We start from the raw sequence: 15214 nt of genomic DNA on the forward strand, positions 1-15214 counted from the left end.
CCCTCTCGACCTGACGGACGTCAGATCCGTAGAATTTCTATGGATGAAGGTAGGGTGCTGGGGCGTGGGTGTCAACGAGGTCGACCGGCTCCACTTCGCCACACTGGAGGTCCCATGGCACGCCGTACCGGAACCCGCATGCCGAGGCGCACTCCGGAGGAGACCCGCGACCTCATGCTGCGCGCTGCGGTGGAGCTCATCCGCGAGCGTGCCCAGGCCTGCGGAGACGAGGTCCTGGCTGCCGCGCTGGCGCACCTCCGGCTGACCCAGGTCGCGCAGCGGGCCACGGCGATCGTGCGGGAGCAGACTCGCGACGACGAGGCGAGGGCCATCACGACCGGGGCGATCTACCAGCAATGGCCGTCCCAGGCCGACTTCCAGATCGACCTGCTCTTCCACATCGCCGACCTGCAGGCGACCTTGGTGCCCGGCCTGGCCGAGAGTGTGGCGCACTTCAGAGCGGCTGAGTCCGAGGATCTTCCGCTGGAGACGGTGCTCATGCGGCTCATGGAGGACGTCCATCGGCACTACCGTGAAGATCCGCTGTTCCGGGTCGAGCTGAGCTTCTTGCTCGGCACCGGCGACGCCCGCCTCCGTGCGGCGATCGCACACCGGCAGACCACCTTCTACGAGACGGCAGACCGGGCGTGGCAGGCCTTGCTGGACACCTACGGACTCCGGATGAGACAGCCCTTCGCGATCCGTGACCTCACTCGGGCGATGGCTGCCCAGGTGGTCGGCTCGGTCGTCGTGTGGTTCGCCGATCCGGAGATCCTCCATGACCCCCTCGGTGAGGAGGACGCGTCGCTGATGTCCCGGGTCATGGTTGCCATCTTCGACCGGCTGACCGAACCCGCGTGATCAGCCTGCCTTCGAGTCCTCTGCAAGGGAGCGGTCGGCCACGAAGCTCATCAGGGCCAGCAGCCGCGCGGTGAGCTCCTCGCCGTCCGGGGTCAGTGAGTACTCCACGTGCGGGGGCACCACCGGGCGGGCCTCGCGGTGCACGTAGCCGTCCTCCTCGAGCATCCGGAGGGTCTGCGCCAGCATCTTCTCGGTGATGCCGCCGGCCCGGCGGCGCAGCTCGTTCCAGCGCAGTGGCTCGCCGTCCGAGAGCGCCGCCAGCAGGAGCGGCGCCCACTTGCTGGTCACCCGGGTGAGCGCCTCCCGGGTCGGGCATTTCTCGGTGAAGACGCCCTCGCCGAAGGCCTCGGCGAGCCGGGCTGATCCCTGACTTACTTCCATGCCAGTACCTTACTTCAAAGTGGGTACATGCGATTGGGAAGGGTTCCACGAGGGGGCGGGTTGACGGCGGTGTCAGAGCTCGCACGAGCCCCACGGTCGAGAGACCACTGCACCAGGAGACATCCCCATGACCTTCCTCGTGACCGGCGCCGCCGGCAACCTCGGAGCCCTCGCGGTCGAGGCACTGCTCGAGCGCGGTGTAGCCCCCGGCGACCTCGTCGCCACCGCCCGCGACACCGACCGGCTGAGCGCCTTCGCTGAGCGTGGCGTGGTCACCCGCCGCCTCGACTACGACGACCTGGAGTCGGTCGAGGCCGCTCTCGAAGGAGTGGACCGACTGTTGCTGGTGTCCTCCAGCGCCGTCGGGCAACGGGTCGCCCAGCACCGGACGGTGCTCGAGGCGGCGGCCCGCAAGGGCGTCGAGCTGGTCGCCTACACCAGCATCCTGCGGGCCGACTCCAGCACCCTGGCGCTCGCCGCCGAGCACCTGGCCACCGAGACGCTGCTGGCCGAGCTCGGGCTTCCGCACGTGCTGCTGCGCAACGGCTGGTACCTCGAGAACTACACCGCCCAGGTCCCGGTCCACCTCGAGCACGGCGTCATCGGCGCCGCCGGCGCCGGCCGGATCAGCGCCGCCGCCCGTGCTGACTACGCCGACGCGGCCGCCGTGGCCCTCCTCGCCGACGACAGCGTCGGCCAGGTCCACGAGCTGGCGGGGGACGAGTCGTTCACGATGGCCGAGTACGCCGCCACCCTGGCCGAGGCGTCCGGCCAGGACGTCGCCTACGTCGACCTGCCCCAGGCCGACTACGCCGCCGCCCTCGTGTCCGCAGGGGTCCCCGCGCCGTACGCCGAGCTGCTTGCCGACGGCGACCGTGGCGTCGCTGCCGGCGAGCTGCACGATGCCTCCGGCAGGCTCAGCACCCTCATCGGCCGGCCCACCACGCCGTTGGCCGACGGGGTCAAGGCCGCACTGGTCTGACCCGGGGGTGGGAGTTGCGGCGAGGCCCGGAGCCGTGGCCGCCTCAGCCCCTACCCTGTAGACGCCAACGGGGGGACGTCTCAAGCGGGGTAGGTGCCACATGCCCGAGGATCACGAGTCCCCGGCCGGGACCACCACGGATCTCGCGGGCCTCGTGGACGCGGCCCCGGACGCGGTGGTGGTCGTGGACCGGGCGGGCGTCATCGTGCTGGTCAACCGCCAGACCGAGTCGTTGTTCGGCTACCAGCGCGCCGAGCTGGTGGGCGAGTCCATCGAGGTCCTGGTCCCCGTGGGTCTTCGCGACTTCCACGCCCGCCACCGGCAGCGCTACGTGGACCAGCCTCGGGTCCGCCCGATGGGGACCGGCCTGGACCTTCGGGCCCGGCGCAGGGACGGGACGGAGTTCCGGGTCGAGATCGCGTTGGGGCCCTTCCTGAGCCACGGTGAGCCGATGATCTCGGCCTCCATCCGCGACGCGACGCACAAACGGGGCGAGGAGCGGCTCTTCCGGGCGCTCGTCGAGGCGGCGCCGGATGCGATGGTGATCGTGGACGAGAGCGGTCGCATCCTGCTCGTCAACGGACAGCTGGAGGAGCTCTTCGGCTACCAGCGCAGCGAGCTCGAGGGCCGGCCCGTGGAGATCCTCATGCCCGACCGGTTCGTCGGGATGCACGTGGGATACCGCTCCGGCTACATGGCCAACCCCACGAGGCGGCCGATGGGCATCGCCCGGGACCTGGTGGCGCGGCGCAAGGACGGCTCCGAGCTCCCGGTCGAGATCTCCCTCGCGGCCCTGCACCGGGACGAGGGGATGCTCGTGTCGGCCGCGGTGAGGGACCTCACCGAGCGTCGTCGTCTCGAGGCGAGCGAGGAGCTGCTGCGGACCAAGACCGAGTTCTTCGCCACCGTCTCCCACGAGCTCAGGACGCCGCTGGCGTCCATCCTCGGCTACGGCGAGCTGATGGCCGACAACGAGGGGCTGCCCGATGACTGCCGGGACTTCCTCGAGGTGATGATGCGGGGGGCGCAGCGCGAGCTGCGCCTGGTCGACGACCTGCTGACACTGGTGCACATCGACCGCGCCGGCCTCAGCATCCAGGCGAAGGCGGTCGACCTCGTCCAGGTCGCCCACGGGTGTGTCGGAGGACTGCAGCCGACCGCCCACGGACAAGGCCTTTCGCTGACCCTCGACTCCTCCGTCCGGGAGCTCCTGGTGCACGGCGACGAGCAGCGCATCGCCCAGTGCCTGGACAACCTGCTGTCCAACGCCATCAAGTTCACGCCACAGGGTGGCGCCGTCGTGATCCGCCTCGGGCACGAGGACGCGCTGGCTGTGGTCGAGGTGGAGGACACCGGCACCGGCGTCGGCACCGCCGAGCGGGACCGGATCTTCGAGCGTCTCTACCGGAGTCCGACCGCGGTCAAGCAGCAGATCCCCGGCGCCGGGCTGGGGCTGGCGATCGCCCGGGCGATCGTCGAGGCGCACGACGGGTCGCTCGACCTGGTCAGGAGCGATGAGTCGGGGACCGTGCTCAGGATGGTGCTGCCGCGCCTGCGGTGACGAAGGACGCGGCTGGCTGAGACGAGACCTCGTCAGCTCTCGATTGCCCGAGTGGACTGGCGGATGATCAGGCGCGTGGGTATGGGGGTGTCCTCGGTCAGCGGCGCGGAGTCCTCGACGGCGATCAGCACCTTCTGCATGATCAGTTCGCCGAGCATGTCGAAGTCCTGCCGCACCGTCGTCAGCGGCGGGAACAGATAGCCGGCCTCGGGTACGTCGTCGAACCCGATGACGCTGACGTCCTCGGGGACGCGGAGGCCGCGCTCGCGAAGCGCGGAGAGGAGGCCGATCGACATCTGGTCGTTGCCGACGAACACGGCGACATCGGGTTGCACGTCCAGCTCGGCGCCCAGCCGATGGCCGCTGGCGGCGGACCAGTCCCCGTGGACCGGCGGGACGATCTCGAGGCGACGCGTTGCCAGCTCGTCGCGCCAGCCGCGGATCCGCTCGAGTGAGTCGGGCGCGGTCCTGGGACCGGCGAGATGCAGGATGCGGCGGTGGCCGAGCTCGGCGAGGTGACGCACGGCCGAGCGGGCGCCACGGTATTGGTCGATGGAGACGATCAGCGGGCTTCGTCGGGCGGTCGATGCGGCCACGACGACCGGGATGCTGAGGTCGAGGCCGCGCACCAGCTCCAGGACCCCGACGTCGACGACCACCAGCACGATGGCGTCGACCCGTTGCCGCAACAGGCCGTCGACGGCCGCGCGAGTCGCCTTCGGGTCGTCGGGTGGGGTGCTCACCGTCTCGACGTTGTAGCGGCCCGCCCGGGCAGCGAAGTTGAAGGCCACCGCGATCGAGGTGGGCCCGTAGTCGGAGATGCCGGGCGTGACGAGCCCGATGGTGCGCGTCCGCTGGGTGACGAGGGCGCGGGCCTGGGGGGAGGGGGTGTAGTTGAGCTGGGCGATGGCCTTCTCCACCCGGGCGCGGGTCGCGGGCCGGACGTTCGTCATGTCGTTGATGACCCGCGACACCGTCTGGTGAGAGACCCCGGCGAGGCGGGCCACATCGAAGATGTTCGCGGCCCGGCCGCGCTCGGCTGCCCCGCTCACGCAGAGCCCGCTGGTGCGGTGTCGTCCGGGCTGGCCACCAGGGCAGTGAGGGAGTCGACGGTCAGCTCCTCCGACGACACGGTGTCGACTATCCGGCCGTCGTGCACGATCGCGACCCGGTTGGCGACCCGCAGGATCTCCTCGAGCTCGGCGGAGATGAACATGACCGAGAGACCGTTGTCGGCCAGCTCTCCGATGAGGTTCTGCACCTCGACCTTCGCGCCCACGTCGATGCCCCGGGTGGGCTCGTCGAGCACGAGCGCACGGGGGGAGATGGCCAGGAGCCGGGCCAGCAGCACCTTCTGCTGGTTGCCGCCGGACAGGGTGCCCGCCAGCCGGTCCGCGTCCGGTGGCCGGATGTCGAGCGCATCGATCCAGCTGAGTGCGAGCTCGCGCTGTCGCGCCGGCCGGATCCGGCGCAGGATGCCCCGCTCGGCCTGCAGGGCCAGGGTGATGTTCTCCTGCACGCTCAGCTCACTGAAGATCCCCTCTGACCGCCGGTCCTCGGAGGAGTAGACGACGCCGAGCGAGAGCGCCGACCGGGGGCCCGCGATGCTCTCGTCGCTGCCTTGGATGCGGATGATCCCGGCGTCCAGCTTGTCGATGCCCGAGAGCGCCCGGGCCAGCTCGGTCCGCCCGGACCCCAGCAGGCCGGCAACCCCCAGCACTTCGCCCTCCACGAGGTCGACGTCCGCCTCGCTGATGCCGGACCCGACGCTCACCGAGCGAGCGCTGAGGTAGGGCTCCTTGCGATCGTCGGCGACATGCAACAACGAGCGAGTCCGCAGGGAGTCGGCGCTGCGCCCCAGCATCGCGTGCACCAGGTCGATGCGCAGGAACTCCCGGGTGAGGTACTCGCCCACGAGCTTGCCGTCGCGCAGCACCGTCACGCGGTCACAGAGCTCGTAGACCTGGTCGAGGAAGTGGGAGACGAACAGGATCGCGACGCCGCGCCGCTTGAGGTCGCCGATGACGCGGAACAGCTCCGCGCACTCGTCGAGGTCCAGGCTCGACGTGGGCTCGTCGAGCACCAGCACGCGCACGTCGGTGGAGATCGCCCGTGCGATGGCCACGAGCTGCTGCACGGCCAGCGAGTGTCGGCCCAGGGTCGAGGCGGGGTCGATCGTCAGTCCGAGATCGGCGAGGACGGCGTGCGCGTCCTCGCGCATCTGCGCCCAGTCGATCATCCCGAACCGGCGCGGCTCGCAGCCGAGCGCAATGTTCTCGGCGACCGAGATGTTCGGGATCAGGTCGATCTCCTGGTAGACGGTGCGGATCCCCAGCTCCTGGGCATCGTGCGGTGACCCGAGGTGCACCCGGGCCCCATCCAGCCGCAGCTCCCCCGCCGTCAGGGGGAGCGCCCCCGTGATCGCCTTGATCAGGGTGGACTTGCCGGCGCCGTTCTCGCCGATGAGGGAGTGCACCTCGCCCGGAAAGAGCCGGAAGTCGACTGCGTCGAGGGCGGCATCCGCGCCGAAGTAGACGGTGCCGCCCGTGAGCTCCAGCAGGGGGCGGGTCACCATCCGGCCATTATCGCGGTTGGGCGGGTCGCTATCTTCGACGCTCCGCGCGGAACACGATGATGCGCTGGACGCCGATGAACACCAGCAGCATCAGGCCGACGATGATCCGGGTCCAGGACTGCTCGGCTCCCTGGAACGAGATGACCGTCTTGATGGTGCCGTAGACGAACACGCCGATCACCGATCCCAGCACGTATCCGGTGCCGCCGGTCAGCAGCGTGCCACCGATGACGACCGCCGCGATCACGTCCAGCTCGGTGCCGATGCCGTTGCGGGGGTAGCCGGCGCCGGAGTAGGCCGTCAGCACGAGCCCGGAGAGGCCGGCGCACACACCGCTGATGACGTAGACCAGCACCTTGGTGCGGGCGACGTTGAGCCCCATCAGCCGGGCCGACTGCTCGTTGCCGCCGACGGCATAGATGGTGCGGCCGAAGCGGGTGTACTGCATGACGAAGGCGCCGATCGCCGCCACGGCGAGCGCCATGATGCCGGTCGGCGTGATGTACCACTCGCCCAGTCGGAACCGGGTCGTCTGCAGCCAGAGCACCGCCTCGCTCTCGACCCGGACCGACGACAGGCTCACGACGTAGGCCAGGCCGCGGGCGAGGAAGAGGCCCGCCAAGGATGCGATGAACGGCTGGACGTCGAAGTACTGCACCAGCACGCCGATGAGCAGGCCGATCGCCGCGCCGCCGAGGATGATCACCGGGATGACGACCTGGGCCGAGTGCCCGGCCTCCAGCAGGTAGGCGCACAGGATGCCGGTGAATGCCATGACCGAGCCGACGGATAGGTCGATGCCGCCGGTGACGATGACGAAGGTCATCCCCACCGCCAGGATCAGCAGGTAGGCGTTGTCGAGCAGCAGGGCCGACATGTTGAGCGGCGTCACGAAGTTGCCGAAGTGGATCTCCGCGCCGACCAGGAGGATCACGAAGATGACGAATGCGGCGAACGTCGGCATGAGGGACGCGTGGCGGTCGAGGAAGGTCCGGGCGTAGCGGCCGACGACGACGCTCCGCGAGGGGGTGGGCGACGGAGTGGGGGACGGGGTGGCGACGTCGGTGCTCATGCGGTGACCTCCGCGTCCGTGGGGGCTGGGGCCTGCGGGGACTGCGGTGGCGGCGGCACCTGCGGTGGCCGGGAGCGCCCGGTGAGCCTTCTGGCCATCTTGTGCAGGCGGGGCGACTGGATCAGCACCACGAGGATCACGACGGCCGCGAAGAACACCGGGCTCTGCGCCGAGGGCACGCCGAGGAAGAGGATCGTCGACTCGAGGGTCTGGATGATGAAGACGCCGATGACGGTGCCCGCGATCGTGAACTTGCCGCCCATCAGCGAGGTGCCGCCGAGGACGACCGCGAGGATCGCGTAGAGCTCGATGAGGTCACCGGCGGCGTTCGCATCGGCCGCCATGATGTTGGAGCTGTAGATGATCCCGGCGATCCCGGCGAACATGCCGCTGACGACGTAGGCGCCGAGGATGATGCCCCGTGAGCGCACGCCGGCCAGCCGACTCGCCTCGGGGTTGATACCGACCGCCTCGGTGAGCACCCCGAGCGCGGTGCGTCTCTCGAACACCGCGATGACGGCGATGGCGGCGGCGGCGATGATGAACGCGAACGGCAGGAACAACACGTAGCCGCTCGCGACGAACTTGAGCGGGGGGCTGTTGACCGTCGTGATGAAGCCGTCGGTGATCAGCAGGGCCACCCCGCGCCCCGCGAGCATGAGCACGAGCGTCGCGATGATCGGTTGGATGTTGAGGACCGCCACCAGGAAGCCGTTCCAGACCCCGAGCAGGAGGGCGACGCCGACCCCGACGGCGATGGCGACGAGCACGGTGCCGGTGCTGCCGGGGTCGGAGGAGCCGTCGATGATCGTCAGGGTGACCGCTCCGGAGACCGCCATCACGGCGCCGACGGAGAGGTCGATGCCGCGGGTCGCGATCACCAGCGTCATGCCCAGGGCGACCAGCATCAGCGGCGCGCTGTTGCGCATGATGTCGATGAGGGCGCCGTAGAGCTCGCCGTCGCGGACGGTGATCTTGACGAACTGGGGGCGTGCGATCGTGTTGACGACGATCAGGGCCACCAGGGAGAAGACCGGCCAGAACAGCCGGTGCCGGAACATCTTCCTCACGCGACGCTCCCTTCGCCCTCGTTGGCCATGTAGTCGATGAGGCCGTTGACGTCGACGGCGCCGGAGTCGAGTACTCCGAGCTGGCGACGGTCGCGCATCACCACGACACGCTGGGCCAATCGAAGCACCTCCTCGAGCTCGGAGGAGATGAAGATGACCGAGAGGCCCTGGCTGGACAGCTCAGCGACCTTGCGCTGGATGTCCGCCTTGGCACCGACGTCGATGCCGCGGGTCGGTTCGTCGAGGATGATCAGCTCGGGCGCGGTCGCGAGCCAGCGGGCCAGCAGCACCTTCTGCTGGTTGCCACCGGAGAGCGTGCCGACCAGCGCGTTCGGATCGGCAGGGCGCACGCCCAGAGCGCGGATGTACTCCGTCACCACGGCGTCGTGCTCGGCCCGCCGCAGCCGGCGGTGCCACCCGCGGCGAGCCTGGATGCCGAGCACGATGTTCTCGCCGACCGTGAGGTCCGCGACGATCCCCTCGGCGTGCCGGTTCTCGGAGGAGAAGGCGATCCGGTGCCCGAGCGCGTGCCGCGGCGAGGTGATCCGCACCGGGTCGCCGTTGAGCTCGAGCTGACCGGCGTCGGGCCGGTCCGCGCCGTAGAGCAGCCGGACCAGCTCGGTCCGTCCCGAGCCGAGGAGCCCGGCGATGCCGACCACCTCGCCGTCGTAGACGTCGACGTCGGCCGGCTCCAGGACCCCGCGCCGGGCGACGCCCGTCGCGCGCAGCACCGGCGTCGCCGAGCGGTCGATGCGGCGCTCGGCGATCTCCGAGATGGCCTCGAGCTCGACGATCGCGTGGCCGACCATCTTCGTGACCAGGTCGCCGCGGGAGAGCTCCTGGGCGGAGTACTCGCCGACGAGCTGACCGTTGCGGAGCACCGTGATCCGGTCCGAGATCTCGTAGACCTGCTCGAGGAAGTGGCTGACGAACAGGATGGCCACCCCCTGGTCGCGGAGGTCCCGGATCACCGTGAACAGCCGCTCGACCTCGTCCCGGTCGAGGCTCGAGGTCGGCTCGTCGAGAACCAGCACCCGGGCGTCGAGCACCATCGACCGGCTGATAGCGACCAGCTGCTGCACCGCGATCGAGTGGCTGGACAACAGGGAGTGGGTGTCCAGGTGGAGCCCCAGGCTCTCCAGGTGCCGGGCCGCCTCGCTGTGGGTGGCCTTCCAGTCGATGCCGAGGCGGTTGCGCGGCTCGTGGCCGAGCATGACGTTCTCGCCGACCGAGAGGTTGGTACACAGGTTGACCTCTTGGTAGACGGTCGAGATGCCGGCGTCCTGGGCGTCCGCGGTGGAGCCGAAGGAGCGCTCCTCGCCGGCGACCGTGATGGTGCCCGTGTCGACGGTGTAGACCCCGGTCAGCGCCTTGATCAGCGTCGACTTGCCGGCGCCGTTCTCGCCCATGAGGGCGTGCACCTCTCCTCCCCGGAGAGTGAAGTCCACGGCGTCGAGCGCGAGCACACCCGGGAAGCGGATGGTGATGTCGCGCATCGCGACCAGTGGTGCCGCGACGGGCGTCGCAGGTGCGAGGTCGGCGTCGAGATCGGCGGTCATGGGTCACTCACCCTTGGCTGAGAGAAGCGCTGCCCCGCCGGGAGAGGCGGGACCCGGCGGGGCAGCGCTGGTGGATGTGACAGGAGATGGCGGCTCAGTAGGGACGCGAGTCGATGACCTCGGCGGCCTGCTCCTGGGTGAAGCTCTGGTCCTCCACGTAGTAGGCCTTGTCGACATCCTCGCCGTCGAGCACCTTCTTCACGAGGTCCGCTGCCTGCTCGCCCAGCAGCGGGTTGCACTCGACGATGAAGTTGATCTTGCCGTCGACGAGTGCCTGCATGCCGTCCATGACCGCGTCGATGGACACGATCTTGATGTCCTCGCCAGGCTTGCCACCAGCGGCCTCGATCGCCTCGATGGCGCCCAGCGCCATGTCGTCGTTGTGGGCGTACACCAGGTCGATGCCGTCGACGCCGTACTTCTGGAGGAAGCCCTCCATCACGGTCTTGCCACCGTCACGGGTGAACTCGCCGGTCTGCGAGTCGATCGTCTCGATGGGCGCGTCACCGATGCCCTCGGTGAAGCCCTCGGCTCGGTCATTCGCCGGGGCGGAGCCGGTGGTGCCCTCGAGAACGACCATCTTGGTCGGCTCGGTGAAGTTCTCAGCGGCCCACTCGCCGGCGGTGACGCCTTCCTGCTTGAAGTCCAGCCCGACCCAGCTGGCGTAGAGGTCCTCGGAGGAGGTGACGGTCCGGTCCTCGAGGATCACCGGGATGTCGGCGTCCTTGGCCTCCTGGAGGACGTCGTCCCAGCCGTCCTCGACGATGGGGGCGATCACGATCGCGTCGACCCCCTGGCTGATGAAGCTGCGGACGGCGCTGATCTGTGCGGCGGGGTCGTTGTCGGCGGCGTTGAACACCAGGTCGAAGCCGTTCTCCTTGGAGAACGCCTCCTTCATCGACTCGGTGTTGGCGCTGCGCCAGCCGGACTCCGAGCCGGTCTGGGCGAACCCGACCTTGATCGTGTCGCCGCCCGAGCCCGAGCCACCCCCCGAGTCTGAGTCGTCGCCGCAACCTGCTGCGAAGAGTGCCAGGGCACCCAGCATGGCCACACCGGTACGGAACTTCGTCTTCACTCCAGAACCTCCTCGTTGGTCCGGTGGTGCGCCAGCCGACTGAGTGTGCCGGACGCTTCCGGGACTGCGTTTTCGCGGATGTTAACCCTCACATTCCGAGATTGCCGAGGAGGCTAGCCGTAACATCCCGACAACACAACCATCACTTTTCCCGCCGTGCGGAGCCGTTTGGACCCGAAATTCGGGGGATAGCGGTCGGCGGATGTTATCGGTAACATCCGCGACCTGCCGCTTGATTCGCGAGCGGCCCGATCAGGGACGGCTGCAGTGACCGAGGACGCTCCCCGCCCGCCAGTCGAACGCTCCCCCGTCATGGCTGACGTCGCCATGCTCGCGGGCGTCTCCCACCAGACCGTCTCGCGGGTGATCAACGGGCACAGCAGCCTGCGCCCGGAGACCCGTGAGCGCGTGCTGGCGGCCATTCGACAGCTCGGCTACCGACCCAACACCGCGGCCCGCGCCCTGGTGACCCGTCGCTCGGCGACCATCGGGGTCATCGGCGCCAAAGGCGGGTTCTGGGGACCCAGCACCGTGCACCGGACCGTCCAGACCGCTGGGCGTGAGGCGGGCTACTTCGTGAGCTCAGCGAGCCTGCCCGGCCTGACCCGTGACGAGCTGCTGGACGCGATCAACCACCTGCGCAACCAGAGCGTCGAAGGGATCGTGCTGATCGCGGCCACCGACGAGGCCCTCGAGGTGGCGCGAGCCCAGGAGAGCCTCGGGCTCCCGGTCGTCGTGGTCGAGGGTGACGAAACCAAGACGCACTGGACCGTCGGCGTGGACCAGGTGGCCGGGGCCGAGCTCGGCACCCGGCACCTGCTCGAGCAGGGGCACACCGAGATCGTCCACGTCGCCGGCCCACAGTCCTGGACCGAGGGGCGGGCGCGCCTCGCCGGCTACCAGCAGGCGATGCACGCCAGCGGCCTGCGGCCCGCGCCGCACGTCGAGGGTGACTGGACCGCCAGGTTCGGTTTCGAGATCGGGCAGCAGCTCGCCCGGCGCCGGGACGTCTCGGCGGTCTTCTGCGCCAACGACCACATGGCCATCGGCCTGCTGCGGGCGCTGTCCGAGGCCGGCATCCGCGTGCCGGACGAGGTCAGCGTCGTCGGGTTCGACGACATCCCCGAGTCGCCCTATCTCATCCCGCCGTTGACCACCGTCCGCCAGGACTTCACCGCGGTCGGGCAGCGGGCGATCGAGATACTTCAGGCGGCCATCGCCGGGACGCCCGCCCCGGACCGCCTCATCAGTCCCGAGCTGGTCGTGCGGGCCAGCTCCGCCGCACCACCACCCGAGAGTGAGAGAGATGTCTGAAGCAATGCGTCAGCGAGCCCTGGGTCGCACGGGACGCCAGATCTCGGTGGTCGGGCTCGGCACGTGGCAGCTCGGCGCCGACTGGGGGTCGGTCACCGAGCGCGACGCGTACGCCGTGCTGGAGGCCTCCGCCGAAGCCGGCGTCACGTTCTTCGACACCGCGGACGTCTACGGGGACGGGCGGAGCGAGCAGATCATCGGCCGGTTCCTCGCTGCTCGCCCCGACCTCGACATCACGGTCGCCACCAAGATGGGTCGCCGCCTGGAACTGGTCCCCGAGAGCTACACGCCCGCCAACTTCCGGTCCTGGGTCGACCGGTCCCGCCGGAACCTCGGGGTGGACCGTCTCGACCTGGTCCAGCTGCACTGCCCCCCGTCGGCGGTGATCGATGCCGACGCGACGTACGACGCGCTGGACGACCTCGTCGACCGGGGCTCCATCGCAGCCTACGGGGTGAGTGTCGAGACCGTGGACGAGGCCATGTCAGCGATCGCGAGGCCGCACCTCGCCTCGGTGCAGATCATCCTCAACGCGTTCCGCCTCAAGCCCCTCGACCACGTGCTGCCGGCGGCCGTGGAGGCGGAGGTGGGGATCATCGCCCGCGTGCCCCTTGCCTCGGGCCTGCTCTCCGGCCGCTACGACCTCAGCACCACCTTCGCGCCAGACGACCACCGCACCTACAACCGCCACGGTGAGGCCTTCGACGTGGGGGAGACCTTCTCCGGCGTCGACTTCGAGACCGGCGTCGCGGCCGCTCAGGAGTTCAAGCAGCTCGTCGAGCGCTTCGCGGCACCGCTGACCCCCGCGCAGGCGGCGATCGCCTGGGTGTGGCAGCAACCCGGCGTGACCACCGTGATCCCGGGGGCGCGCAACGTGGAGCAGGCGCGCGCCAACGCGGCAGCAGGCCTGGCCGAGGACCTGCCCGACGAGTTCCTGGACGGCGTCGGTCAGATCTATGCGAAACATCTGGCCGACGCCCTGCAGTCACGGTGGTAGCCCCCGACTGACCCGAACAGTCTGGGTTCCGGCGCCTTCTTGGCGGTTCTCCGGTGCGGACCCGCGGCTCTGCGCATACTCGAAGCGCATGGGTGCGCTGCGTGGGGCAGCGCGAGCAGGAGGCGGGGACTTCCGTGGTCGACCAGCTGCGTGACGCGGTGCAGCGCGTCGATGCCTTGCTGCGCGAGGACGCCAGGGCGGCGCTGGAGCTGGCGCGCGAGCACCTGGACCGGACGGAGACCGGCGCGGACGGTGTGGACTACCAGAGCCTGCTGCTGCTGAAGGGCGCGGCCCAGGCGCGGATCGGGGAGACCGAGGACGGCGCGCGCCTGATGCGAGAGGTGAAGGCGTGGGCCGAGGACCACGGCGAGACGTTCCTGGTGGCGCGCAGCCACCGCAGGCTCTCGGCCCTGTTCCGCCGCGTCGGGGATCCCGCCCTGATGCTCGAGCACGCGGTGGCCGCCGTCGAGCTTCTGGGTCCGGACGCCGAGGAGGACATCCGGGCCGACCACCTGCTGTGCCTGGCGGACGCGCTGGGAGCCGGTGGCGACTACGCCGCCTCGATCGCCAGGTATGAGGAGTGCGCCGACCTCCTCGCGCGGTGCGAGGACCCGATCATGCGCAGCGCCTGGCTCAACAACTTCGCCTTCACCCAGTTCGAAGCCGGCCTCATCGACCAGGCGCTGGTGACCGCGGAGACCCTGCGGGCCGACGCCGCCGCGGAGGGCCGCGACCTCATGGCCCACGACTGCGACACCATCGCGAGGATCTACATGGCGGTGGGTCGACTGGACGAGGCGATCGAGGTCCTGGTCCCCGTCTGCTCGGCGGAGGCGGCGGGCGAGGACTGCGACGGCCGGGTGCTGGCGCTGCTGGCGCTGACCGAGGTCTACCGGCTCGGGGGCCGGCTCGACGCCGCCCAGGCCGCGCTCGACCAGTGCTTCGAGCTGATCGACCAGTACGCGCTGACCGGCCGCCGCGCCGAGGCCCAGCACGAGCTCGCCGGGCTGGCCGCGGCCAGGGGTGACTACCAGGCGGCCTACGAGGCGTTCCGGGAGTTCCACGAGGCCGAGGCCCGGCTGCGGGCCCTGCAACGTGAAGCCCAGGCCCGGACCATGCACGCCATCTTCGAGGCCACCGAGGCGCGGCGCGCCAGCGAGCACTTCCGGGAGCTGTCGGTCCGCGACCCACTCACCGGGTTGCGCAACCGCCGCGGCCTGGACGGCTGGATCGAGGAGCTGTTGGGCACGGCCTGCGATGACGGATCGGGCGTCACGGTCGGCCTGATCGACCTCGACCACTTCAAGCGCATCAACGACACGATCTCCCACGCCGTCGGCGACGAGGTGCTCCGAGTGGTCGCCGGCCTGCTCGACTACGCGGCGCTCGGCGTGGACGGCGGCGTCGCCGCCCGCGTTGGCGGCGAGGAGTTCCTGCTGGTCCTGCCGGTCGGCCGCGCCGAGGGCATCAAACGGCTGGACTCGCTGCGCCGGGAGATCGCCATCCACCCATGGTCCGAGGTGGCGACCGGGGTGGCCGTGACCGCCAGCATCGGCGTCGCGACCTCACCCGAGGACGGCATCGACAGAGCGGCCCTGCTCTCCCTCGCCGACGCCCGCCTCCACTCGGCCAAGCGCGGCGGCCGGAACCGGGTGATCTCCTGAAATTTCTGCTCGGTACGCCATGAGGGACTTGAACCCCCAACCCGCTGATTAAGAGTCAGCTGCTCTACCAATTGAGCTAATGGCGCGCGTTGAAGCGACCACC

The 15214-nt window shown here is 69.9% G+C and carries 13 protein-coding genes and 1 tRNA gene; 6 read left to right on the forward strand and 8 right to left on the reverse strand.

Translation table 11 applies throughout. From position 1 onward, the window contains the following. The first annotated feature begins 138 nt into the window (after nt 1-138). Entirely contained in the window at nt 139-861 is a 723-nt protein-coding gene (locus tag ACYVC6_RS12480) for a hypothetical protein (RefSeq protein ID WP_460714485.1), read from the forward strand. On the opposite strand, the gene ACYVC6_RS12485 is transcribed toward ACYVC6_RS12480, so the two are convergent. Continuing rightward, on the reverse strand, nt 862-1242 hold the full coding sequence (locus ACYVC6_RS12485; protein ID WP_460714487.1) for a winged helix-turn-helix transcriptional regulator: 381 nt from the start codon (nt 1240-1242) through the stop codon (nt 862-864). Nucleotides 1243-1369: 127 nt separating this feature from the next. Between ACYVC6_RS12485 and ACYVC6_RS12490 the strand changes: the two genes are divergently transcribed. Both ACYVC6_RS12490 and ACYVC6_RS12495 read left to right on the forward strand, forming a co-directional pair. Beyond that, on the forward strand, nt 1370-2224 hold the full coding sequence (locus tag ACYVC6_RS12490) for an SDR family oxidoreductase (protein WP_460714489.1): 855 nt from the start codon (nt 1370-1372) through the stop codon (nt 2222-2224). Nucleotides 2225-2324: 100 nt separating this feature from the next. Further along, nucleotides 2325-3785: a PAS domain S-box protein gene (locus ACYVC6_RS12495; RefSeq protein WP_460714491.1), complete on the forward strand. Its 1461-nt coding sequence runs from the start codon at nt 2325-2327 to the stop codon at nt 3783-3785. Nucleotides 3786-3817: 32 nt separating this feature from the next. On the opposite strand, the gene ACYVC6_RS12500 is transcribed toward ACYVC6_RS12495, so the two are convergent. The 6 genes from ACYVC6_RS12500 to ACYVC6_RS12525 form a co-directional block, all read right to left on the reverse strand. Next, on the reverse strand, nt 3818-4837 hold the full coding sequence (locus ACYVC6_RS12500) for a LacI family DNA-binding transcriptional regulator (protein WP_460714493.1): 1020 nt from the start codon (nt 4835-4837) through the stop codon (nt 3818-3820). After that, nucleotides 4834-6360 carry a sugar ABC transporter ATP-binding protein gene (locus tag ACYVC6_RS12505; protein ID WP_460714495.1) on the reverse strand — a complete coding sequence of 509 codons (1527 nt, stop codon included), beginning with the start codon at nt 6358-6360 and terminating at the stop codon, nt 4834-4836. The genes ACYVC6_RS12500 and ACYVC6_RS12505 overlap by 4 nt, the downstream gene beginning before the upstream one ends. A gap of 28 nt (nt 6361-6388) precedes the next feature. Next, on the reverse strand, nt 6389-7432 hold the full coding sequence (locus ACYVC6_RS12510; RefSeq protein WP_460714497.1) for an ABC transporter permease subunit: 1044 nt from the start codon (nt 7430-7432) through the stop codon (nt 6389-6391). Next, nucleotides 7429-8493 (reverse strand): ABC transporter permease, encoded by a 1065-nt coding sequence (locus tag ACYVC6_RS12515; RefSeq protein WP_460715336.1) that lies wholly within the window; start codon nt 8491-8493, stop codon nt 7429-7431. Before ACYVC6_RS12515 ends, ACYVC6_RS12510 begins: the two co-directional genes overlap by 4 nt. A gap of 5 nt (nt 8494-8498) precedes the next feature. Continuing rightward, nucleotides 8499-10061 carry a sugar ABC transporter ATP-binding protein gene (locus tag ACYVC6_RS12520; RefSeq protein WP_460714499.1) on the reverse strand — a complete coding sequence of 521 codons (1563 nt, stop codon included), beginning with the start codon at nt 10059-10061 and terminating at the stop codon, nt 8499-8501. A gap of 94 nt (nt 10062-10155) precedes the next feature. Continuing rightward, complete coding sequence (locus tag ACYVC6_RS12525; RefSeq protein WP_460714501.1) at nt 10156-11136, reverse strand: ABC transporter substrate-binding protein; 981 nt, start codon at nt 11134-11136, stop codon at nt 10156-10158. Nucleotides 11137-11448: 312 nt separating this feature from the next. Here ACYVC6_RS12525 and ACYVC6_RS12530 point away from each other — a divergent pair, with 312 nt between their 5' ends. The 3 genes from ACYVC6_RS12530 (at nt 11449) to ACYVC6_RS12540 (ending at nt 15111) form a co-directional block, all read left to right on the forward strand. Further along, on the forward strand, nt 11449-12450 hold the full coding sequence (locus tag ACYVC6_RS12530; protein WP_460714503.1) for a LacI family DNA-binding transcriptional regulator: 1002 nt from the start codon (nt 11449-11451) through the stop codon (nt 12448-12450). Further along, nucleotides 12443-13447 carry an aldo/keto reductase gene (locus ACYVC6_RS12535; RefSeq protein ID WP_460714505.1) on the forward strand — a complete coding sequence of 335 codons (1005 nt, stop codon included), beginning with the start codon at nt 12443-12445 and terminating at the stop codon, nt 13445-13447. Before ACYVC6_RS12530 ends, ACYVC6_RS12535 begins: the two co-directional genes overlap by 8 nt. Nucleotides 13448-13548: 101 nt before the next feature. Next, nucleotides 13549-15111 (forward strand): GGDEF domain-containing protein, encoded by a 1563-nt coding sequence (locus ACYVC6_RS12540; RefSeq protein WP_460714507.1) that lies wholly within the window; start codon nt 13549-13551, stop codon nt 15109-15111. A gap of 13 nt (nt 15112-15124) precedes the next feature. On the opposite strand, the gene ACYVC6_RS12545 is transcribed toward ACYVC6_RS12540, so the two are convergent. After that, nucleotides 15125-15197: transfer RNA gene (locus tag ACYVC6_RS12545), tRNA-Lys, on the reverse strand. Nucleotides 15198-15214 lie beyond the last annotated feature (17 nt).

The organism is Nocardioides dilutus (genome assembly GCF_054779555.1).